Here is a 22,637-nt window from a genome sequence, read left to right as displayed (position 1 = left end):
AAAATGAAAATCAGAGATGCCGATGGCCCACACACGCTGCCTTTCCCTGCTCGCTCTTTCACTCGTCCTCTTCGCCCTTCCCATCCGCGCTCAACACATCGCCGGCTACAACTACGACGAATCCAAAATCCCTCCGTACGAGCTCCTCGATCCCCTGCGGCTCGCCGACGGCCATACCGTCTCCACACCGCAGCAGTGGTTCACCCAGAGCCGCCCCGAAATCCTCCGCCTTTTCGAAGACAACGTCTTCGGCGTCACACCTGTCTTGGCAAAAAATGCCATCACGCACGCACACATCATCGAACACAACGAACACGCACTCGATGGCCTGGCCGTCCGCGAGCAGATCGATCTCACCTTCCAACCCGCACCCGGCATCAAGCCCTCGCCGCAGGTTCTCCGCACCATGCGCCTACTGCTGTACGTCCCCGCCGCCGCGGCTGCCGCGCATCATCCTGTCCCCGTTGTACTCGGCCTCAACTTCGGCGGCAATCAAACCGTCATCGATGACCCCGCCATTCTTCCTACTGCCCTCTGGATTCAACCCAAAGGTTCTGCGCAGTTCCAGCGCCTCGCCCCGTCACCCGAATCACGTGGCAGCGCCACCCAACAATGGCAGGTCCGCATGCTGCTCTCACGCGGCTACGGCGTTGCCACTGCTTATTACGGCGATCTCGAACCCGATTTCAAAAACGCCACGCAGTACAGCGCGCGCAATCTCTTCGGACCCATCGATAACGCCCCCAACGCCTGGGGAGCCATTGGCCTCTGGGCTTGGGGTCTCAGCCGCGCTCTCGACTACCTCCAGCTCGACGCCTACGTCGATCCCAACCACGTCGCCGTAATCGGCCACAGCCGCCTGGGCAAAGCCGCCGACTGGGCTGCCGCGCAGGACCCCCGCTTCGCCGCCGTTCTCTCCAACGAGAGCGGCCACGGCGGCCAATCCATCCAGCGCCGCGCTCTAGGTGAAACCGTCGCGCACCTCGAGCACTCCTTCCCGTACTGGTTTTGCCCCAACTACGCCAGATGGGTCGGCCGCGATTCCGACATCCCTGCCGACGGAAACCTCCTTCTTTCGCTCATCGCTCCGCGCCCGCTCTACGTCGGCTCTGCCGTCGGCGATGAGTGGTCCGATCCCAAAGGCGAATTCCTCTCCGCCGTCAGCGCCAGCCGCGTCTACAAACTTCTCGGCAAACCCGCACTCGCACCCGACACGCCACAACCGGAACTCGACCACCCCATCGGTCTTGACGGCTTCGTCGCCTACCATGAGCGCACCGGCAAACACGACGTCACCGCCTTCGACTGGCAGCACTATCTTGACTTCCTCGACAACCGCTGGGGCAAGCCCGATCTCACTCCACCCACATCCATGATCGGCACCGCAGAGCCTCCGCTCCCGCCACATCCCGCTACGAAGGCACAGATCAACAACTGGCGCAGCGAAATCCGCCGCACACTCTTCATCCCCGACCCTCTGCCGAAGCTTGAAACGCAAACCATCTCATCCACTGAAATCACACCCGGCGTCACCATCGACAAAGTGATCTACACCACGGCCTACGATCTGCGCATTCCCGCAGTCATCTACCGCCCCACACACATCACCGCCAAACGTGTGCCCGGCATCGTCGTCGTCAACGGCCACGGTGCAGACAAATCATCCTGGTACTCGTACTACACCGGCGTCCTCTACGCTCGCGCCGGCGCTGTCGTCGTCACCTACGACCCCATCGGCGAAGGCGAGCGCAACGACGACCACAAGGACTTCACTGGCGAGCACGACCAGCTCGTCGTCAACCCGGAATCCATGCCGCAGCGCATGGGCGGCCTCATGATCACCGACGTCATGCAGGCCGTCAGCTATCTCTCCTCGCGCCATGACGTCGACCGGCGCCGCATCGCCATCCTCGGCTTCTCCATGGGCTCATTCATCTCCTCGCTCACCGGCGCCGTCGACCCGCGCATCCACTCCGTGCTCCTCGTCGGCGGCGGCGACCTCGACGGCCCTGACGGCTACTGGGACCTCAGCCACGTCATGATGTGCCAGGGCGGACCCTATCGCTCTCTCGCCTTCCTCGGCGACCGCCCCGCCGTCCTCTTCACGCTCGCCGCCCGCCGCGGCGACACCTTCATCATCAACGGCACCGCCGACACCGTCGTCGACATCCCGCACCACGGCCCTGACTTCTTCGCCAGCCTCCGCGATCGCGTCATCACCCTCAACGGGTCCGACAAAGGCGTCTTCACCACTTACTTCGACCCCGGCGCCAGCCATCGCCCCTCCTGGGTCACACCACGCGCCGCCACTTGGCTCAACAACCAGCTCCACTTCCCCGCTTGGCGCGACAAAGACCCGAACACCCTCCCCACTGTCCGCATCGGCGATTGGGCCGCACAGGTCGGCGCCGGCTTCTCCAAAAATTACGACCGCCCCGACCGCGACGCCGGCATTATCGCCCTTGCCGCCGACGTCGCGCACCTTACCGTAGACCAGCTCAACGTCCTGCCGCGCTCCGATTGGGATCAACGCAAATCCGACTTCGTCTATGCCACCTGGCTGCAGCGCGCCGCCGCAGCATCTAATTCCGCTGCGAATTCCAAATATGCACCTTAACTTTCATTTTACGTTGCCTGGCACCACATCTATCCGCTATAGTGCTGCCATCGCCGGAGATACCCTTCCGCGCCCACTGACACAATGCCCGCCGCCCGAACCATAAGGCTCGCCCTGTTCCCGCTGGTCGCCTGCGCAGCCATCGCCCCCGCCCAAACGCTCCTCCGCCCCGCCGACTACCGCCACTACATCCAGACCTTCGAAGCCGACGAGCAGCTGGCGACCGGAGGCATCTACAACGGCGAACCCACCACCCCCGGCCAGCCAGCCGAAGCTGCCTGGCCCTGGATGACACGCGAGATCCCCTGGTTCGACGCCTCCGACAAATCCTTCGAAGAGATGTACTACTTCCGCTGGTACGCCTTCAAAAAACACATCCTGCACACACCCAGCGGCTTCCTCATCACCGAGTGGCTCGATCGCCCCGAGATGACCGACCGCGGCACGCTCTCCGACGCCGCGCCCTTCCACCTCAACGAAGCCCGCTGGCTGCACACCCGCGCCTTCGCGGAGGACTACGCCCGCTACTGGTACCGCCCTACCTCGAGACCCCGCAACTACTCCGAACCACTGACCACCGCCGTCCGCGACGTCACTCTCGCTACCGGCGACACGACCCTCGGCGTCTCACTGGTTGTCGACTTCATGCGCGTCTACGACGAGTGGGAGCGCACCCAGCAGGACCCCAACGGTCTCTTCTGGTCCATCGACACCCGCGACGCGATGGAGAAGTCCATCTCCGGCGACGGCTACCGACCCACGCTGAACTCCTACATGGTCTCGGACGCGCGCGCGATCGCCGCCCTCGCGCTTCTCGGCGGCAGCCACAAAATTGCCGACGAGTTCACCGCCAAAGCCGACCACCTCAACGACCTCATCGAAACCAAACTCTGGAACCCACGCGACCAGTTCTACGAAGTCGTCTCACCCGCCAAGGACTCCGGCATCCGCGCGCAGAAGAAGTTCATCGACCCCGGCATTGTCATGCAGTTCTCCGGCGTCCGTGAGCTCATCGGCTACGATCCGTGGGCCTACGCCAGCCCAGCACCCTCGCACGCGATCGCCTGGCATCAGCTCTTCGATCCTCGCGGCTTTGACGGTAAGTTCGGGCCCACCACGGCCGAGCGCCGCAGCCCCCGCTTTCGCTTCGAATCCTCCGATCAGTGCACCTGGAACGGTCCCGCCTGGCCCTTCGCGATGACCCAAACCCTCACCGCGCTGGCCGACTACCTCGACACTCTCGGAACGCACACCATCGATCCGGCCGCGTACGACAAACTCTTCGCCCGCTACGTCCTCGCGCAGCACATCAATGTCGATGTCGCCGGCAAGCCCCTTCCGCACCCGATCGACTGGATCGACGAAGACTACGACGCCGACACCGACGAGTGGATCGCCAAATCCATGCTCCTCGCCAAGAACAAGCAAGTCGGCCGCGGCAGCTACTACAACCACTCCGGATTCGCCGACCCGCTCATCACCGGACTCATCGGCCTTCGCCCGCGCGCCGACAACCGCATCGTTATCCATCCGCTCGCGCCCGCCTCCTGGACATACTTCGCCATCGACGCCCTCCCGTACCACGGCCACCTCCTCACCATCGCCTTCGACCGCACCGGCACTCACTACCACCACGGCCGCGGCCTTTGGCTCGCCGTCGACGGCCACACCATCGCCCACCGCCCCGCCCTCGGCCCCCTCGAAGCCCCCCTCCCCAACTGACTCATGCTGAAGCTCTCCCCACGCCGCCGCAAAACCGGGTGCCCCATTCATGACGACAGCTTTACCGTCGTCATGAGTGGGCTCCGCAGCACGCTTATCCTCACCGCAGCCCTTCTCGCCACCGCCCTCGCCGCCCAAAAAGACGGAGTCCTCGCGCGCATGCCCGGCAACGCACCACCGATCGGGCCGAACGGCATCCCCGCCACAGTCGAGATCCAACCCGGCACCTTCCGCATGGGCGCCGACGCTGCCGCGCTCCCGCCTGACATCACCAAGGGTTTCGGCGTCATGTCCACGCGTCCCGCGCATGGCGACTTCGACGAAGTCCCCGCCCACACCGTCCGCCTCACACATTCATTCAAGATCGGCATCACGCAGGTCTCGCCTGCCGAGTTCGCAAAATTCGACCCCGGCTACAAAGCGCACACGGCGACACCCGCGTATGCCGCCGGCGTCAGCTGGGAGCAGGCGATGGCGTACTGCCGCTGGCTCACCCAAAAGACCGGAAAGCCCTGGCGCTTGCCCACCGAAGCCGAATGGGAGTACGTCGCCCGCGCCGGCGGAACGAAGATCTTCGGCGCGTCTGACACGCCGCTGCCGCTCGATCAGCCGAATGCCTTCGGCGTCGAAAATCAGGAGGCTGGCCGCCCCGAGTGGACGCTCGACAACTACGGCCCCTACCAACCTAGCGAAGCCACGAACCCGACCGGCGCTTCATCGTCCATGACGAGAGTCATCCGCGGCGGCGGCCTCGACTGGCGTCACACCGCGACCAAGACCTCACCCGACCTCAACGTCCCCGCAACCGCGCCGTACTTCTCGCGCCCCGCCAATCGCGCAAGCCTGCCGCCGTCCTACGCGTCCCTCACCGGCAACGTTGGCTTTCGCGTTGTGCAGGCGCCGATGCCCACACCTAATTTCACCCCGCCGCAGCACCACTTCTTTGAAACCGCCGTTCACCAGATCTCCATCACCGGTGCACCTGCGCTCTCAAGGTCCATCGATCACCTCGACGCGCAGAAGCCGCTCTACCGCACGCACGAGCTCTTCCCGAACCTCGGCGGCAAGAGCATGCCCGCCGTCGGCTGGCGTCTCGGCCTCGCACGTGGACTCGGCATCAACTATCACAACTCCGCGATCCAGGTTCTCCCCAACGGCGACCTGCTCGCCGCCTTCTACAACACGCCCGACCTTGAAGACGACCCCGATCAGACTGTCATGGTCATGCGCCGCCGCGCCGGCACCAACGACTGGGACATGCCCGAGCCGTTCCCGATCTTCGCCGACGCCGGCCTCGCCGGTCCTGTCATCTGGAACGACCCCAAATTCCGTGCGCAGCCCGGCGGCCGCGTCTGGTTCTTCTGGGGATTCGCCCGCCTCATCGGCGCTCCGCCTTTCGCCTTCGCCACCTCGAACGACAACGGCGTGACATGGTCCGCGGCCCACTTCCCGCAGTTCCCGCAACCCATCGGCCGTTACGTCTCGCAGCCCATCAACTCCGTCGTGCGCGGGCCCAACGGGACGATCTACATCGCCACCGATTCCACCGGCAAGGACTCCGACGGCAACGGCTCCATCAGTGCCGTTTGGAAGTCGCCCGACGACGGCCGCACATGGTTCGACACCGGAGGCCGCACCGCCGGGCGTCACACCACTATCGTCTTTGCACACAATGGCGACCTGCTCGGCTTCGGCGGCAAGAACTCCAACATCGATGGCCGCATGCCGCTCGCCACCTCACACGACGATGGCAAAACCTGGACGAAATCCAAGTTGCCTTTCGACCCACTCGCCAGCGGAGAACGTCCCTCCGTCATACGCCTGCTCGATGGCAAGCTCTTCTTCGTCGCCGACTTCAATCCGAAGAACCAGAAACACATTCACAAGGACGGCGCCTACGTCGCGCTCTCCGCAGACGACGGCAAGAACTGGACCATCAAGCGCCTGCCCTCAAACATCCTCACCGTCGGTTACACGACCGCAACCCAAGGCCCCGACGGCATCATCCACATCGCCACCACCAAGAACACCGTCAACTACGAGATCGAGCTCAACGAAGCCTGGCTCCTCGACAAAACCGTCGGTGACTTGACTCCGAGCAACTCGCCTCGAACGACCGACAAAACGGATGATGGAACTACCAACACAAAGGGTGCCCCATTCATGACGACGAAGTCGTCATGGGTGGGCTTGAAGGATGTTCAACATCACATCGAGCGCTACGCGAACGGTAAAACGAAATCCACCTGGACCACCGGAACTCTCCCCGACGGTCGCATCGTCCTCGATGGCGAAGAACACTTCTTCTACCCCGACGGCCGCCCCATGTGGACCGTCCACTTCCATAACGGCTCCAAGATCGGCGAGGAGCGCTACCAGCGCGACGATGGCACGCTCATCTGGCTCAAGAGCTACAACGCCGATGGCACCTGGACCTGGCAAAACTACGACGCCACCGGCCACCTCACTGCAACCAGCCGCTGGCGCAACAAGACCCTCCTCAACTCCGATGTTCCAGACACCACTCCCGACAAACAACCCACCACCAACGCCCCCGAACCCGATGGCCTTTAGCTCATGAGCGAATTACATCAACTCTGTCATCCTGAGCGAAGCGCCGTAGGCGCGCAGTCGAAGGACCCCGAAAGTGGTCGCACAACCGCAGCAGATCGAACCTTTTCAACCGAGCTACGCCGCTATCCAAGGCACGAAGGTGAAGTGAAGCTACGAATGAAAACGCTTCGACGAATTATGGGCATTGCGCTGCTCGCTTTCGCTCCCCTTACCCACGCCCAAACACCCACCCCCACCTCGCCCATCGTCTTCGCTTACTTCCAGGAGCCCGCCAACCAGGGCATCTACTTCGCCCTCAGCCGCGACGGCTACACCTTCACCCCGCTCAACGACGGCCAACCCTGGCTCAAGCCCGACCAACCCGCCGAGCTGATGCGCGACGTCTACATCACCCGCACTCCAGATGGCGCACACTTCCGCATGGTCTTCACCTGGGCCTGGCACGGCAACGCCATCGGCATCTCCGACTCCGACGACCTCCTCCACTGGTCGCCCCAGCGCCGCGTAGAAATCATGTCAGCCTTTTCCAGCGTGCAGAACACCTGGGCGCCCGAGACTTACTGGGATGAGCAGACCAAAGACTGGCTCATCATCTGGTCTAGCAACTTCAAGGCGAACACAACTCCGGGTGCCCCATTCATGACGACAGCCTCATCGTCGTCATGGGTGGGGTCCGAAGGCCTTCGCATCTGGTCAGCCCACACGGCCGACTGGCAAACCTTCTCTACGCCTAAAAAGTTCTTCGACCGCGGCTTCCCCGTTATCGACGCCACACTGTTCCACCGCACCCTCAACCACAAGAGCGACGTCGTCATGGTCTTCAAAGACCAGACCACCGACCCGCTGCGTTACAACGAGCGCTGGGCTTCTGCTCCGACAGTGAATGGCCCCTGGGGTCCAGTCTCCGCGCCCATCAACGAGCCATGGTCCGAAGGCCCCAGCGTCATCCAGGTTGGCGACAAGTTCATCGTCTACTACGACCACTACCGCCCGCCCAATCCACGCTATGAAGGCGTCGAAACTATCGACTGGGTCCACTGGACCAGCGTCGACGACAAGATGCACTTCCCCACCGGCGCCAAGCACGGCAGCTTCTTCCGCGTCACCGAAGCCGAAGCCCAGCGTCTCCTCGCCCGCCACGACCCCAATCCTTAAACTCGACTGATTGACAAAACGTCGCGTAGCTGACCCCTCTCAATTTCCAATCATTCGGTCGACGCACACTAAGGTCCGGACCTAAGTCTTTTCCTTGGAAGATTTTGCGCAAAAAGGAGGGGGGTGGGGTAGCTCCTTAATCCTCAAAAAGCCAGTCCAGATTCGGAGGCTGCTTGCTATCCGGATCGAATCTCACATGCGGAGTCACGTGTGTGTCCTCCGGAATAAATCCGAGCACCACATACGCTCCCTTCCCAAGATCCAAATCATTCTCGCCCGCCGGCAGCGGCTTCGCCCACACACTGATCGGCAAGCCCCTGGCCTCTGAAACCGCGTTCGGCAGAAGAATGTTCCACTGCTCCGTGTCCGGTGACACATTCACCTGCTTGCGCGAGTTGGATTTGAAGAAGCCGACGAGAATCTGCGCGGGTTTGTCGAGCGTGAAGTGAATCGGGGTCTCCTGGTGCGTGGAGACTCGAATTCCTTTCAGGCCATCGAGTTCCGGCGCCACTGAAGTGATGGGCGCGTCCTGATCGCTGTAGAGGCTTGCGCCTTTGGCGACTGTGAACGCTTCGCCCCCGCCGGGCTGCAGAGTGAATCCGACTTCGGGGAGTTGATGTGGTTTTGCTTCAGAGATTTGCGAGCCGGAGCGAAGGGCGGAAAGACGGTTGTCGAAGGTTGCTAGTTCCTTTTGGTAGACGGGGAGCAGATCGCGCCAGTGATTGGTTTGTGGGCCGCCGCGAACGGGAATCTGCCGTTGTGAGGTTTGCATTCCGGCGGCGTTTCGGTAGGTTTTATCGGTGATTTGAGTAAGTTCTGCGAAGTTTTCGACGCTTTCGGCGAGCAAGGTGCGCGCTTGGGTGAGGTCGGAGATGTTGTGATCGTAGCCGTAGCGCATGACCAGCGCGGCAGCCTGCACCTTCGCGTTGTAGAACGCCATGAGGTACTGGATTGCGCGCATGTCGTTCACGATGCGGCCGTACTCAGGCTTTGCATCGGCGGCGATTCCGGGAGCCGCAGCTTCGGCTTCGATGACGGCTTGGGTGGACTTTTGCGCGGCCTCGGCGGCGACGCTGAGGGGGTTTTCGCCGTGATGCTTCACGCCGTGGACTTCGTTCGCGACCCACTCGTCGAGGCGTTCGCCATCGGGTGCGTCGGCGGTCCAGAGTGTTTGTGCTGGATTGAAGCGGGCGTCGTCGATGAGTTGCGGCATCGTCATGCCGAGCGAGAGAACTTCGCGATTGCCTTCGGTGATGCCGAGGCGGCGAACGACTTCGGGAGCGCACTGGCCGGAGAGCTCGTAGGCGGCGAGGAGATGCGCTCCGGTCTGCATCAGGTCGGCGGTGGGTTTGCTCTTTTCGGCGGCGATGGTCTGGATGCTTTCGAGACCGACCACATCTGGGCTGTGGCCTTGCGCGTTCACACCGCCGGGAACTGCAAAGCGGCGTGCGAACTGCTCGCTCCAGTAGGTCTGTTCGAGCGCCGGATCACGCTCGGGGTTCCACGCATAGCGCGCCCAGGTTGCGAACCAGATCCAGTCGCGGTCGGTCTGGATGAGGAGCGGTTCGGTTTTGTCGGCGCTGTAGGGCCAGTCCCAGTAGCGCAATGGGTAGACGTGTACACCGCGGATGCCGAGGCGGATGAAGTTGCTCTCGGTCTGGCGAACGAAGGTTGGGTCCCCCCAGCGGAAGGGCTCGAGATTGGAGAGCAGATGGATGTTGACGATGGTGTCGTTCGATTCTTTGATCATCGATTCGAACTTCTGCTTCACGCTGCCGCGAATGTTGGTCCAGGTGAGTGATTCGCCGTTCCACTTCCACATGGTGTCGATGTTGGAGTAGAGCGGGCGGCCCTCGGCCATGGCCGCGTCGATATCGGTTGCGTGAGCGCGGACGACGATGGGCGGCTGCGGTACGGGATGACCGACTGCTTTCTCTTCTTCGGCAAGGCCGTCGAGCACACCGGGAATGATCGTCTTCGACAGCCACTCGGGGCCGTAGTGAGGTCCCATCGCTTCGCCGAGCGTCATGAAGATGCCGACGTTCGGATAGTTCCGGATGAATTCTGAGATGCAGTAGCGCGTGTACTCGCTCGCGAGTGGCGTGGGTGCGGAGAGGTGGTAAGGAACGTGATGCGCGCGCGCGAAGGCGTGCGAAAGATGGATGTCATAGAAGCCCTGCAGAATCCAGATCCCGCGCTTGTCGGCTTCGGCGGTGATCCAGCGAAACATTGCGATGTTCTCGTCGAGCTGCGCGGTGGGAAGCTCTTGGGCTTCGGGGTACTTGGGCAGCTTCAGCAGGGATGTGAATGGATGGCCGTTCCAGAGGAAGAGTGCGTTGGTGCGTTGCTCAGCGAGCTGGTCAAGATATTTGGTCCACTGCGCCTTGTCGTAGAACCAGGGGAAGTCTTTGGGCGTGTAGGGATAGTCGTACTCGGCGCCTTCGTAGGTTATCTCGGGTTTCTGCAGACCGATGACGGCGCCGCGAATGTGGAGTTGCGGGTGATCTTCGAAGTCGAGTTGCTTTGGAAGAGTGCCGCCGGCGTGGATGCGGTCGATGAGCTCTTCGGCGCCGTAGAGAACGCCGGAGGGATCGGAGCCAGAGATGACGACGGTGTTGCCGATGCGCTTGAGGACGAAGGCCTCCTTGGCGCCGGGCCACACGTCGGGGATCTCTCTGCTGTAGGGCGCGAAGAGCGGATCGTGTTCGACGGCGAGGAGGATACGCTCGTCGTGGACGAGTTTGGCAACGGCTTCGCGCAGCTGTTGCGCAGCGTATTGCTCGCGCGGCGTGGCGTGAGATGACGTCTCAACGCGCGGTGTGGCGAATGCGGTGAGCGGTGCGGCGAGGATGATTAGCGAGAGTAGGGTGCGCATCGGATTTAAGGCTGTAGATCTGGCTTTGAGTGGATGTAGTCGAAGTCGCCGGATTCAGTTTTCAGTTCGCAGTCTTCAGTTCGCAGTTGTTTTCGGAGTTAGTCAGGAATTTCAGCAGTGGGAGCTTTGCCGGTGGGCTTGCCGACGACGTCGGAGACTTTGCGGAAGACGATGGCATGGTAGGGCTTGTTGGGGAGCTCGACGCGCGATTTGCCGGAGAACGTGCCGGGCAGTTTCGTCTCGGTCATCTCGAACGGGTCGATGAGTGCGGCTTCGAAGTTGACGGTGTTGGGCAGCGGGAAGTCGTAGCGCGCGGGGCGGTGGTAGTCGAAGTACCAGAGGTAGAGCTGGTTGGGTGTGTCTGCGGAAAGGTAGTAGGAGCCTTCGTACTCGTTGAGGCCGACGTTGGTCGAGCGGGCGATGAGATCGTGCAGAAACTTGATGCGTGGAGCGGAGTCGCCGCGAAGACGGCCGGCATCGGACCAGCTCGCTTCGTGCGCGTGCGGGCCGGAGTCGTCGCTGATGAAGACTTCGCCATGTGAGGCGTAGCTGCCGTAGATGATGGCGAGCCAAAAGCGGCGCGTCATTTCTTCTGCGGAGAGATTGCCCCAGCGGCGCTCGACGTCGCCTTCGTACTGGATCTCGTCATAGATGATGGGCTTGTTCCAGGCGAGGCGGCGGTCGGCGGATTTTTCGAAGTCGTAGCTCTGCAGACTGGCGTGCGTGCACCAGGGTTTGGAGTGATCATAGATGACCCGTGAGTGGTGGATGGACCGTAGGTGGCTGTAGGGGTCTTCGGCCTGAACGATGCGGAAGAAGCGGTCCCAGTCGGACATGGTCTTGGCGCGGACGAGGTCGTACTCGTTGGCGATGGACCACCAGACGTTGCGGAAGGCGGAGAGGCGCGCGATGACGTAGCGGAGGTAGAAGTCGTCGGCTTCGTTGGGCATGATCTTGTAGCCCCAAGCGTCGTAGGGGTGGAAGAGGATGCAGTCGGCTTCGATATTGGCGGCCTGGAGTTGAAGGAGGCGTTTTTCGAGGCGTTGGAAGTACTCCGGGTTGAAGCGTGTGTAGTCGTTGGCTTTTCCGGTGGCGTCGGGCGTGCCGGTGGTGGGGAACGGCAACATCTGTTCACCCTGACCGAGCGGTTTGGGGAGGACGCAGGCGCGGGTCTTGTTGAAGTTGCCGGTCATGCCGGCGAGCGAGTTCGCAGCGTTCTCATCCGAGGTGAAGAAGAAGGCGTAAGTTGTGGTGCCGAAGGGGAAGTACGGCGTGCCGTCCGCGTGCTCGAAATGGAACTGATGCGCTGTGGTGACGGGGCCATGGTTGCCAGCCTTGGGCGGCGTGCACGTAAGGCGGCCGGTGTGGCCGTTGAGGTCGGCTGCGGAGCTGATGGTTTTGTAGGTCCAGACGCCGGGGGTGTCGGGCATGAAACGGATGCGGAAGGTGCCGTCGCCGTCGTAGAAACCCTTTACCTCGACGGTGCGGTGCTCGTGGGTGAACTGGGCGGAGAGGGTGACGTCGCGGAAGGGATTCCCGCTGGATGGGCCTTTCAGAGCGATCTCAAAGAGGCCCCATTGCTCAGTTTCAGCGGATCCCGCGGGAGGGACATGCGACTGTGCAGAGAGGACTTGCGTGTTGAGGGCTGCGGCGACGGCAGTGGCGCCGCCGAGTTTCAGCACATCTCTGCGATGCATGCGGGTCCTTTCGGTAGTCCTTGTAGTGCTGCGTCGGGTTATTGAAAATTATGTACCAAAACTGAAATATACGCGATATCTTACAATAGCGCTCGGGCCCGGAAGATGCGTTTGCGGTGCAATTCCGGCACAAAGACAGGTTAAGAATGGCGACGAATCCGGCAACAAAGAAGAGCGTGCGGCGACGGATCCCGAAGTGGGCACTCCAGAACGGCGATGGAGCACCGGGCGATGAGGTGTACTACCTCCGTTCGATCGGGCGAGCGCTCGATGTTCTGGATTGTTTCGATGGGCAGACGCCGTTGTCGCTGAAGGAGATCAGCGCGAAGATGCGGCTGCCGGAGTCGACGCTATTTCGCGTGTTGCGGACGCTGGAACGGCATGAATATCTGCAGCAGGACCGCGATGGGACCTATCAGTTGTCGCCACGGCTGATCTTCGGCTGGCTGGTGCGGGCGGCGGATCACGTGCGTGAGGTGGCTCGGCCGGAGATGGAGCGGCTGGTGAATACGTTCAACGAGACGGCGAGCCTGGCGTTCCTGTTCGACGACCGGATCCACGTGCTGGATTGCATGGAGACGTTCCACGAGATCCGGATGACGAACAAGATTGGGCGCGTGCTGCCTCCTCACTGCTCGGCATTGGGAAAGGCGATAACTGCTTTTCAGGATAGGCGCTTAGCGGATCGGATGCTGGAGGTCTATGGCTTGACGGCACGGACGCCGCACACGATTACGGACCGGCAAAAGCTGTTTGCCGAGTACAACGTGATTCGTGAGAGTGGAGTCGCGTGCGACCGCGAGGAGTCGATTCGGGGCGGAATCTGCTATGGGGCTGCGATCCAGGCAGCGGGCAAACCGGTGAAGGCGGCGATCAGCATCTCGACACCGACGACGCGAATGGACGTGGGGCGGGAGAAGGAAACGCGGGCGGCGGTGCTGGAGGCTGCGGCGGAGGTTGGGCGCAGGCTGTAGGTTTTTCATAGGTTGTGGCAATTAGTGGAAGATAATTTTCAAAATGCTTGACATCCATTCGTAGGCTTCGCTAGTTTTGTGGACGGTCGCAGAACCCCCGCGAAATTTCCCAGGAGTTCCACGAATGAAACGTAGCGCCCTTATTGCCCTTCTCTGTTTCAGTTGTGTTGCATTTGGCCAGGAAACACGTTCCACACTGACAGGTCACGTATCGGATCCATCGGGAGCGCGGATTCCTGATGCGACGGTGCGCGTGATGGACACGGATACCGGTGTGGTGACCAACGCGAAGTCAAACTCGGCCGGAGATTACACCGTTCCCTTCCTTCAGCCGGGGAACTACCGCGTAGAGGCGTCGCATGAGGGATTCAAGACCTACACGCACACGGGTCTGGTGCTGCAGACGGAACAGACGGTGACGGAAAACATCACGCTACCTGTGGGTGGAACGAGCGAGACGATAACGGTGCAAGGCGAGAATCCGATGGTGGATACGGCGGATGCGAGCACCGGAGACACTCTGACGGCGGAGCAGGTGGAAGAGCTGCCCTCGAACGGGCGGTCGCCGCTCGGCTTCGCGCACCTCGAGTATGGGGTGGTCGCGAAGGGCAAACACGCGGAGTCGCAGACGACACCCTTTGGAAATTCGACTGCGGATGATTTCTCTGTCGGTGGTGGAGCTTCTTCCTCAAACGAGCTTCTGCTGAACGGTGTTCCGAATATGCAGGATTCCAGCAGGACGGCAGGGTACAGCCCGCAGCTTGATTCGGTGGACGCCGTGCACGTCGATCTATTCACCGCGAACGCGGCAATGGGTGATTCCTCGGGAGGCACCGTCAACATCACGACGAAGTCCGGCACAAACCAGTATCACGGGACGGTATCGGAGTACTATGCGGGTTCACGACCGCTGCAGGCGAAGCCCTACTTTCAGCCGGTGGGCGTGGAAGCCTCATCAACCCACTTCAATCAGTTCGGTGCGACGATCGGTGGACCAGTGTGGTTCCCGAAGATTTATAACGGCCGCAATAAGCTTTTCTTCTTCTATGCCTTCGAGGGTTATCGCGGGAATGCTCCTGCAACCACGATCACAACAGTGCCGACGGCTGCGGAACGTACTGGCGACTTCTCCGCACTGCTTAACCTCGGCACCAACATTACGGTGACGCGCTGCAAGGGCGTCACGTCGACGATCAACAGCTACCAGTTATTCAACCCGTACTCTGGTGTGGCGGATCCGCAATGCCCCGGGCAGACGCTTCGTTCGCCGATTCCGGGCAATGTGCTCTCGAACGCTGGCCTATCGGTGAGCCCGGTGGCGCAAGCGTATCTAAAGCTGATTCCGCTGCCGAACTACAGCGGCGCGTCGACGAAATCAGACGGCGAAAACAACTTCTTCGCCGACGATCCCACATCCAATCGCTACTACTCACAGTCCGGACGTCTGGACTATAACCTCTCCACTACGAACCGGCTTTCTTTCGAAGCGCATGAGAGCAAGTACACGAACGCGCAGTCGAATATCTTCGCTGACCCGCTTACGGGAACATCCTCGATCGTTGTGCTGTGGGGCGGCTTTGCCGAAGATGTTCATAATTTCAACCCATCGACGAGTCTCGACGTGCGTCTTGGCCTCAGCCGCTCGGAAAACAGTTCAACGCCGAATAGCCTTGGAATCAACCCTACGTCGCTTGGGTTCGCCAGTTACCTCGGGGCCAACTCTACGGCTCCAGCGATTCCATACCTGACCTTCTCGGATAATGGGGCAACGATCCCCAGTCTGAGCGCCAATCCTGGCAACCAGGCGTACTTTGATACGGTCCAGCTTTACAGCAGCTTCAACAAGATCATTGGCCGCCACTCGCTGAAGTTCGGTGAGGACATCCGTGCCAACAAGGACTCCACGCTAGGCCCGGGGTCAGCGAATGGGCAGTTCGCCTTCTCGGCTGGATCCGGTTCGGGCATCGCACTCGGCAGTTCCGCGGGTGCGCCCAGCTTCGGCGGCGGATTCGCGCTGTTCGATCTCGGTCTGCCTACGAGTGGAAGCGAGACGATCGCGACCCGCTTTCAATACAACAACTGGTACTTCGCCGGGTTTGCACAAGACGATTGGAAGGTGATGTCGAACCTGACTATCAGCGCAGGCATACGCCTGGAGCATGAGACGCCGATTGTGGAGAGCAACAACCGAATGGTGGCGACATGGAATCCCAGCGCCATTAATGGATTGACCGCCGCTGCGGAAAAGGCATATGCCGCAGCGCCCAACGCAAGCCTACCGGCTTCGGCGTTTTTGCCGACGGGCGGCATCGTTTACGCATCACCGTCACAGCGCAACAGCTACAACACTGCGCCGCTCTACGCGAGCCCGCGAATTGGGTTCGCGTACTCGCCTCCGTGGTCCAACGGGACGCTCGCGATACGGGGCGGGTTCGCGGTGTACTTGAATCCGTTCAACGATTACAACGCCGGCCAAGCTTATGGCTATACAGCAACCTCGACGTACATCAATTCGAACCTGTCAACGGGTGTGCCGACGTCGACACTCGCCGATCCGTTCAATCCGAGCGTGAATCCGATCATTCAGCCGGTAGGCAATGCTCTCGGAGTGAATACGAACCTGGGTGGCCAGGTCGTGTACATCGATCCGAATCCCAAGGTTGCGTACGTGGAGAAGACGTCGCTCGATGTCGAAAAGCAGTTTGGCAAATCATGGATGGTCGAGATTGGCGGCTTCAGCGCTCACGGTGTGCACCTGTCCTATCAGAACCAGATCAGTTCGACAGCTCTTCTGCCGTTCCTCAGCCATTCGCAATACGCTGACACGACCGTTACAAACTTTTTCAAAGCCAGCGTGACAAATCCTTTCTATGGACTCTATCCAGCGGGCACCACGACGGTCGGTCTGAATACCTCGAAGACGACGACGGTTGCACAACTGCTGCAGGGTTATCCGGAGTACACAGCGGTGTATGAGCAGTTGGTGCCAGGTGAGAACTCCCAGTTCAATTCACTGAACGCGCGGCTGGAGAAGAGGATGTCTCACGGCTTCGAGTTCAACATCAACTACGAATATTCCAGGCTGCTCGGTGCGCAGTCACAGCTTAATCCGGGTGGGCCGTTGTGGTACGGCGAAACGACTTCGGATTTCCCGCAGCACCTCGCGGCGACGGGCATCTTTGCGCTCCCGTTTGGACGCGGGCAGCGGTTCCTTAATGAGTCTCGTGTGGCTGACGAAATCGTCGGCGGATGGCGCTTAACGGCTATCTACCAGGCACTCTCAGGTACTCCCATCCAGTGGAGCACGAATGTCTCCTACACCGGCAACTTCAGCAACTTCCATAACCACCCACACGACGCGAGCGGCGATGCATCCTTCAACACCGCTGGATTCGACACGATCAATACTGATCCTGCGGCCAGCACGAACGCTCCAAACGCGTTCAACTATCGCACCTTTCCGGAGTATCTGCTGCGTTCGGACGGAAATAACAACTGGGACTTCTCTATCCTGAAGGACTTCACCCTGGGTGAGCGATTCGTGATCCAACCACGAGTTGACGCGTTCAACGCGCTCAATCACGCACAGTTCTCGTCGGCGAATGTGAGCCCCACCTCGAAGGCGTTCGGAACGATCACTAGCCAGTTGAACTCGGGACGTAATCTCCAGGGTGGTATTCACATCCTGTTCTAGACGAGGAAGAGTTGCGGCAACGGAGGGAGCGCCGAGGCGCTCTCTCTTTTTTGTAGCGGGCGCTAGTGGAAGCGCAGAATGTGAGTCGTGCCCGGGTCGGCTTTGAGCGTGAGCAGACCGTCGGAGGTGGATTGCGCCTGGATGTGTTTGCCGTTGCGAAGGACCGCCGAGGCCTTCTGGCCTTGCGGTGTTGCGATGTGCAGTGTGCCTCCAATCGTTGACCGCAGGGTCGCTTCCATGGCGCGTCCGTCCGACCACTCGAGATCGATCTCCACTCCGCCGCGCGCGCGCAGCCCGCGGAAGCTGCCATTTGGCCATGCCTTAGGGAGTGCCGGCAAGAGACGGATGATGTGCGGGGACTGAGTGGAGGTTTGTGGCGGAGTCAATGGTGTTTCGGCGTGTGACTGCAGGAGCATTTCGATGAACGCGTTTGGTGCGCCGAGATTGCCGTCGATCTGAAACGGCGAGTTTTCCTTCACACCGCAGACGTCGAACAGATTGCCGCGTGTGCTGTCGCGCAGGAGCGCGAGGATGTTTTCGTAGCAGGCGTCGCCGTCGCCGAGGCGCGCCATGCAGTTGATGATCCAGGCGCGTGACCAGCCGGTGGATCCTCCGCCGGCTGCAAGGCGCTTGTCGAGCACGAGACGGGCGGCATGGGCGAGCTCGGGTGTTCCCTGCACCGTGATCTGGTCCTCAGGGAAGAGGCCGAAGAGGTGTGAGATGTGGCGGTGACCAGGCTCGTGGTCCTTGTAATCGACCTGCCACTCCTGCAGACGGCCGTCGTGGCCGATCTGAAAGGGTGGGAGTTGCGACCATGCGTTGCGGACTCGTGCGAGGAGATCTTCGTCTTGAGCCAGTAATGTTTTGTTGCTCTCGGGCGCGAGGGTCTTCAAGTTGTCCGCGCTCTCGAGCAGTCGCCAGAAGACCGCGCGAACGATAGAGATATCCATCGTGGGCCCCATGCAGAGGTTGTAGGATTTGCCATTGGGGAGTTGGTAGGCGTTCTCTGGCGAGCAGGATGGGCCAGTGACGAGGTAGCCGGTGTGCGGATCGCGCACGAGATAGTCCAGCAGGAAGATGGCGTTCTCGCGCAGAGTCGGATAAGTGTGCTCTGCGAGGAAACGGATGTCGCCCGTGTAGCTGTAGTAGCGCCAGAGATGCAGCGAGAGCCAATTAGCACCCATGGGCCAGACACCGCCGCCGAGTGCGTCGATCGGACACGCGTCTCCCCAGATGTCAGTGTTGTGGTGGACGACTGAGCCATTTGCGCGATAGATCTCCTTCGCCGTGAGCTCGCCGGGGCCGAGGGTTGCGTGAAGCAGATCGAAAAGCGGCAAGTGGAGCTCGGCGAGATTGGCGCTCTCGGCGAACCAGTAGTTCATCTCAGCGTTGATGTTGACGGTGTACTTGGAGCCCCAAGGTGGATCGACGGAATCGTTCCAAATGCCTTGCAGATTTGCCGCGAGCGTACCAGGGCGAGAGCTCGAGATAAGCATGTAGCGGCCGAACTGGAAGTAGATGGGCAGCAGATGGATGTCTTCGCCGCCGGCCTTGATGGCAGCCAGGCGTTTGTCGGTTGGAATCGATGCGTTCGGATCAGAACCGAAGCTTATGTTCGCGCGGCGGAAGTAGCGCTGATGATCTTCAGTGTGACGATGACGGAGGTCCGCATACGAGCGGCGCGATGCCTGGACCAGATTGCGATTTACGGCTGCACCCATCGCATCGGGATCGCCGGTGAGGACGTCAGCATCGACTCCGCTGCTCACGCCGGCGTGCGCGGGGAAGCGGTAGCTGGTGGCGCAATCGATGAAGAGAGTGATGGTGTCCGCGGAGGCGATTTCGAGCTCATTGTCGTCGTTGTTTTTGGCGGGCAGAATTTTTCCGCCTTCAGGAAGAGCCAGCAGCTCTGCGTGAAAGCGCACGCCTGTCTGATGTTCTTTCACGGGCAGACCCGGGTTGTCGTTTACGGGAAGAGCCTGTCCTTTCATGACAAGCCGGTCGTTTGCAGATCGTTTTGTCTCGAAGCTGCCGGGCCGATCGAGTGAGAGCCGCACATGCAGAGTGCCGGGTTTGTCTGCGGCCAGGCGCACCACGATCACCTGATCCGGTGCGGAGGAAAAGATCTCTCGTGTGCAGGTGACGCCATTGTGGCGAAAAGTAGTCTTCGCGATCGCGGTGTCGAGGTCGAGTTGGAGGCCGTAGCCCTCGACGTTGACCTCGGGCGTCAGGCCCATCGGTGAGAAATCCAGGTGGAGATCGCCGAGCGTCTGGTAGCAAGGCATTCGGCGTGGGATGGAGAGGACGTCGCTGACAGCCAGGGCCTGAGCGTCGGCGATGTTGCCGGCGAATAGCATATCGCGGATGCGCGGGATCGCCGCGGCTGCCTTGGGGTTGTTGCGGTCGCGGTTGGGCTCGCCGTCCCAGATCGACTCCTCGTTCAACTGCAGGCGATCGACGCTGGGCACGCCGAAGACCATCGCGCCGAGCCTGCCATTGCCTACCGGGAGTGCGTCCGGCCACTTCGATGCCGGTTGCGCAAAGTGCAGAGTGTAAGGACTGGGAATGTCGTCCGGTTGAACCTGAAGCGCGTGGAGATTTCGGGCGATGCTGCCCTCTGTAATGAGGGCTGTTGCAGCTGCGGTCCCGGAGAGAAAGCTCCGTCGCGTGATCCTGGGGCGTTGATGTCTCATGGCTTTCTGTTCCGTGTGGAATTGTGGAGTTCGAATGCGATAGCGGTGTAGGGTGCCGCGGTAGCGGCCGCACTGTACTGGCCGCTCACGGATGCGAGCTTCACATTTTGTTTGGAGTCGATGGCAGCAGCGCTTAGCAGAGCCGATGGCTTGCAGAGTAGGCCTGCCGGCAGCCTGCACGTGCACGCCGCGTCGGATTTGTTGATGATCGCCAGCTCCAGCTTGCCAGCGCGTTCGAAGACAAAGGCATCCACCAGGGGATTCGCATTCTCGAGTGTCGACGTGACGAGTTGCGCGCCGATAAATTGCTGCGCGAATCTCATGCCGAAGAACACTGGCCTGCGCGTGAAGCCCGTCGAGGGCGCTCCTGCAATGGGTGTGTAGTAGCCGTTTCCGCCGCCGTGGAGATTGACGCCGGTCCAACCGCGCGCGGCACAATCGAGCATGTAGTCGGCACACCATAGCGCGGAGGCGAACGTATCGGAGACGCCGGGCTTGCCTCCATCCCAGCATGAGTTCCCTTCCGACATGCGATAGGGCAGATGGGCGAGCTGCTGCGCTTCCGCAATGATGTGCAGATCGCTTGCTTTCAGCGTTGCAGTTTTCGGATCAGGCTGGAGCAGATTCTGGATGGTGGCTTCAGGTGAACTTGAGGGACCCATTGCATAGTAGTGGCTCGTCAACAAAATCACGCTGGGGTGTTTCGGCGCTTCCTTCGCGAACGCGGTGAGATATGGGAGCTTGTTGGAGATATCAGGCCCCGCAAATTTCGCCTGCGGAACCACAGCCAGGATGGCGGAGTGGAAGCGATTCCATTCGGAGAGGAAGTCGTCCGGACCGTAGGTCTCGGGACGGAATCGGCGGCGAAAGCTGTCTGGCTCGTTGCCGATCTGAAAAGCCAGCAGCCGCGGGCCAAGGATCTTCTGCGCGGCCGTAGCCTCGCGAACCGCATTCTCGATAGTTCCCTGCCCAAGGTTCAAACCGTAAAGGCAGGACCAGTTGGTCGCATTGAGGAACTCGCGCAGATTGCGCAGCGCGACGGATGAGGTGATCGTTCCGTGCTTGACGATCTTCGAGGTGTCTGGACCGAAGACCTCAAACGGCGGTGGCCCCGGTGGCGACTCATCGGCGTAGGTTGTGTACTCGCTGGACCCGCCGCCGATCCTGAGATTGCCGCGCGACGCGAGTTCGCGAAAGAGATCGATGAGTTGATGATTCTTGGCAGAAAAAAAGTCGGGGTTGGCTAGTTGAGCGCTTTCGTAGGACAGTCCGAAAAATTCATCCGGGATCGCAGAGTTCGGCTGGACATCCCCAATCGTCAGCGATACCGCCGGCTGCGCGGCTGATTGTGCGGAAGACGGCAGACACCCGCCTGCCGTGAAGCTGGCCAATGCAGCAAGAAATTCACGCCTGTTCAAGCCAGCTCTCCGGGATGGAAGAATCTTCTATTGCCTGAGATCATGCTGCGCACCCCATCGGCTGGATCTTTAAGCGGTCGGCACCGTATGTTCGTATAGGGCGGACCTTCCGATCCGAAACAATTCCCTTCTACTTATCTTGCACGCACGCAAAAGAAGGAACAAGCATGAGAGCTGTATCGCTGCAGGGGCCTGGACATGCGGAGGTAATTGACGTCCGCGAGCCCAAACAGAAAGCCGGGGAACTGTTGCTGAAGGTCGAGATGGTAGGCCTCTGCGGGACAGATCTGAACAGCTTCCGCGGGCGGAATCCTCTCGTCACATTTCCCAGAGTGATCGGGCACGAGATTGCCGCGACAGTGGTGGAGGGATCTGCGAAGGTGCCCGCGGGAACGCGGGTCACGGTGTCGCCTTACACGAGTTGCGGTGCATGTGCCGCGTGCCTGAGTGATCGTGTCAACGCCTGCAAGAACAATCAGACCTTTGGCGTTCAACGTGACGGAGCGTTGACCGAATGGATCTCAGTTCCGGAGGAGAAAGTTTATGCGTCTCCTCTTTCGTTGAAGGAGCTGTGCATCGTCGAACCCCTGACTGTCGGCGTTCATGCTGTCGCTCGAGGACGTGTGAGCTCAAAGGATGTTGTCGCGGTGTTTGGCTGCGGAGGCGTCGGACTTGGCGCGATCGCCGGAGCTGCCTTTCGTGGAGCGCGCACGATTGCGATTGATGTCGACGACGAGAAGCTCAACACAGCGCGTGCTGCCGGTGCGACGGACGTCATTCACTCATTGAATGAAGATGTTCATGCTCGTTTGGAGGAAATAACCGACGGACATAGCCCTTCAGTTGTGATCGAGGCTATCGGCCTGCCGGAGACGTTTGTAGGCGCAGTCGAAGAGGTAGCCTTCACCGGCAGAGTGGTCTACATCGGATATGCGAAACAGCCGGTCGCGTACGATACACGTCTCTTCGTGCAGAAGGAGCTGGACGTGATGGGATCGCGAAACGCGCTGCCGCAGGACTTCCGCGAAGTAATTGCGATGCTTGAGGCCGGACGTTTTCCCGTAGATGCGGCGGTCTCGACGATGATTTGCATGGAAGACGTGCCTGGCATTCTCGAACGATGGTCGGAAGCGCCTGCGGCCTTCCGAAAGATTATGGTCCAGGTGGGGTAATCCCGAATTCACCCCTGCGCTTCGACCTTTTCGACCGGAGAGGACG

Annotated in this window: 11 protein-coding genes; 7 read left to right on the top strand and 4 right to left on the bottom strand. The window is 60.8% G+C overall.

The window, feature by feature from the left end; translation table 11 throughout:
* The first annotated feature begins 22 nt into the window (after positions 1 to 22).
* From VGU25_12945 to VGU25_12930, 4 genes are all read left to right on the top strand, one after another.
* Positions 23 to 2,617: a prolyl oligopeptidase family serine peptidase gene (locus tag VGU25_12945; GenBank protein ID HEV2578109.1), complete on the top strand. Its 2,595-nt coding sequence runs from the start codon at positions 23 to 25 to the stop codon at positions 2,615 to 2,617.
* Between the two features lie 84 nt (positions 2,618 to 2,701).
* Positions 2,702 to 4,339 (top strand): glycosyl hydrolase family 65 protein, encoded by a 1,638-nt coding sequence (locus VGU25_12940; GenBank protein ID HEV2578108.1) that lies wholly within the window; start codon positions 2,702 to 2,704, stop codon positions 4,337 to 4,339.
* 3 nt (positions 4,340 to 4,342) lie between these two features.
* Positions 4,343 to 6,913: an SUMF1/EgtB/PvdO family nonheme iron enzyme gene (locus tag VGU25_12935; GenBank protein HEV2578107.1), complete on the top strand. Its 2,571-nt coding sequence runs from the start codon at positions 4,343 to 4,345 to the stop codon at positions 6,911 to 6,913.
* A gap of 156 nt (positions 6,914 to 7,069) precedes the next feature.
* Positions 7,070 to 8,068: a glycoside hydrolase family 43 protein gene (locus VGU25_12930; protein HEV2578106.1), complete on the top strand. Its 999-nt coding sequence runs from the start codon at positions 7,070 to 7,072 to the stop codon at positions 8,066 to 8,068.
* Positions 8,069 to 8,204: 136 nt separating this feature from the next.
* Here the strand turns inward: VGU25_12930 and VGU25_12925 are convergent, their stop codons facing one another.
* A complete protein-coding gene (locus tag VGU25_12925) occupies positions 8,205 to 10,943 on the bottom strand; it encodes a hypothetical protein (protein ID HEV2578105.1) in 2,739 nt (912 codons plus the stop codon).
* Positions 10,944 to 11,041: 98 nt separating this feature from the next.
* Positions 11,042 to 12,640, bottom strand: coding sequence for a DUF5060 domain-containing protein (locus tag VGU25_12920; GenBank protein ID HEV2578104.1), 1,599 nt, complete (start codon positions 12,638 to 12,640; stop codon positions 11,042 to 11,044).
* Positions 12,641 to 12,786: 146 nt separating this feature from the next.
* On the opposite strand from VGU25_12920, the gene VGU25_12915 reads away from it, so the two are divergent.
* Together VGU25_12915 and VGU25_12910 are read left to right on the top strand one after the other, a co-directional pair.
* Positions 12,787 to 13,614: an IclR family transcriptional regulator gene (locus VGU25_12915; protein HEV2578103.1), complete on the top strand. Its 828-nt coding sequence runs from the start codon at positions 12,787 to 12,789 to the stop codon at positions 13,612 to 13,614.
* Between the two features lie 124 nt (positions 13,615 to 13,738).
* Complete coding sequence (locus VGU25_12910; protein HEV2578102.1) at positions 13,739 to 17,308, top strand: TonB-dependent receptor; 3,570 nt, start codon at positions 13,739 to 13,741, stop codon at positions 17,306 to 17,308.
* A gap of 62 nt (positions 17,309 to 17,370) precedes the next feature.
* Here VGU25_12910 and VGU25_12905 read toward each other — a convergent pair whose 3' ends face one another.
* Positions 17,371 to 20,001, bottom strand: a complete 2,631-nt coding sequence (locus VGU25_12905; protein HEV2578101.1) for a glycoside hydrolase family 95 protein — start codon at positions 19,999 to 20,001, stop codon at positions 17,371 to 17,373.
* Entirely contained in the window at positions 19,998 to 21,419 is a 1,422-nt protein-coding gene (locus VGU25_12900) for a hypothetical protein (protein ID HEV2578100.1), read from the bottom strand. The genes VGU25_12905 and VGU25_12900 overlap by 4 nt, the downstream gene beginning before the upstream one ends.
* Before the next feature lie 167 nt (positions 21,420 to 21,586).
* On the opposite strand from VGU25_12900, the gene VGU25_12895 reads away from it, so the two are divergent.
* Positions 21,587 to 22,591, top strand: coding sequence for a zinc-binding alcohol dehydrogenase family protein (locus VGU25_12895; GenBank protein HEV2578099.1), 1,005 nt, complete (start codon positions 21,587 to 21,589; stop codon positions 22,589 to 22,591).
* Positions 22,592 to 22,637: the final 46 nt, after the last annotated feature.

This window comes from Acidobacteriaceae bacterium (assembly GCA_035944135.1).
Lineage (GTDB): Bacteria > Acidobacteriota > Terriglobia > Terriglobales > Acidobacteriaceae > Granulicella.
The sequence above is the reverse complement of the archived record's forward strand: the minus strand, read 5'-3'. Positions and strand labels throughout refer to the sequence as shown.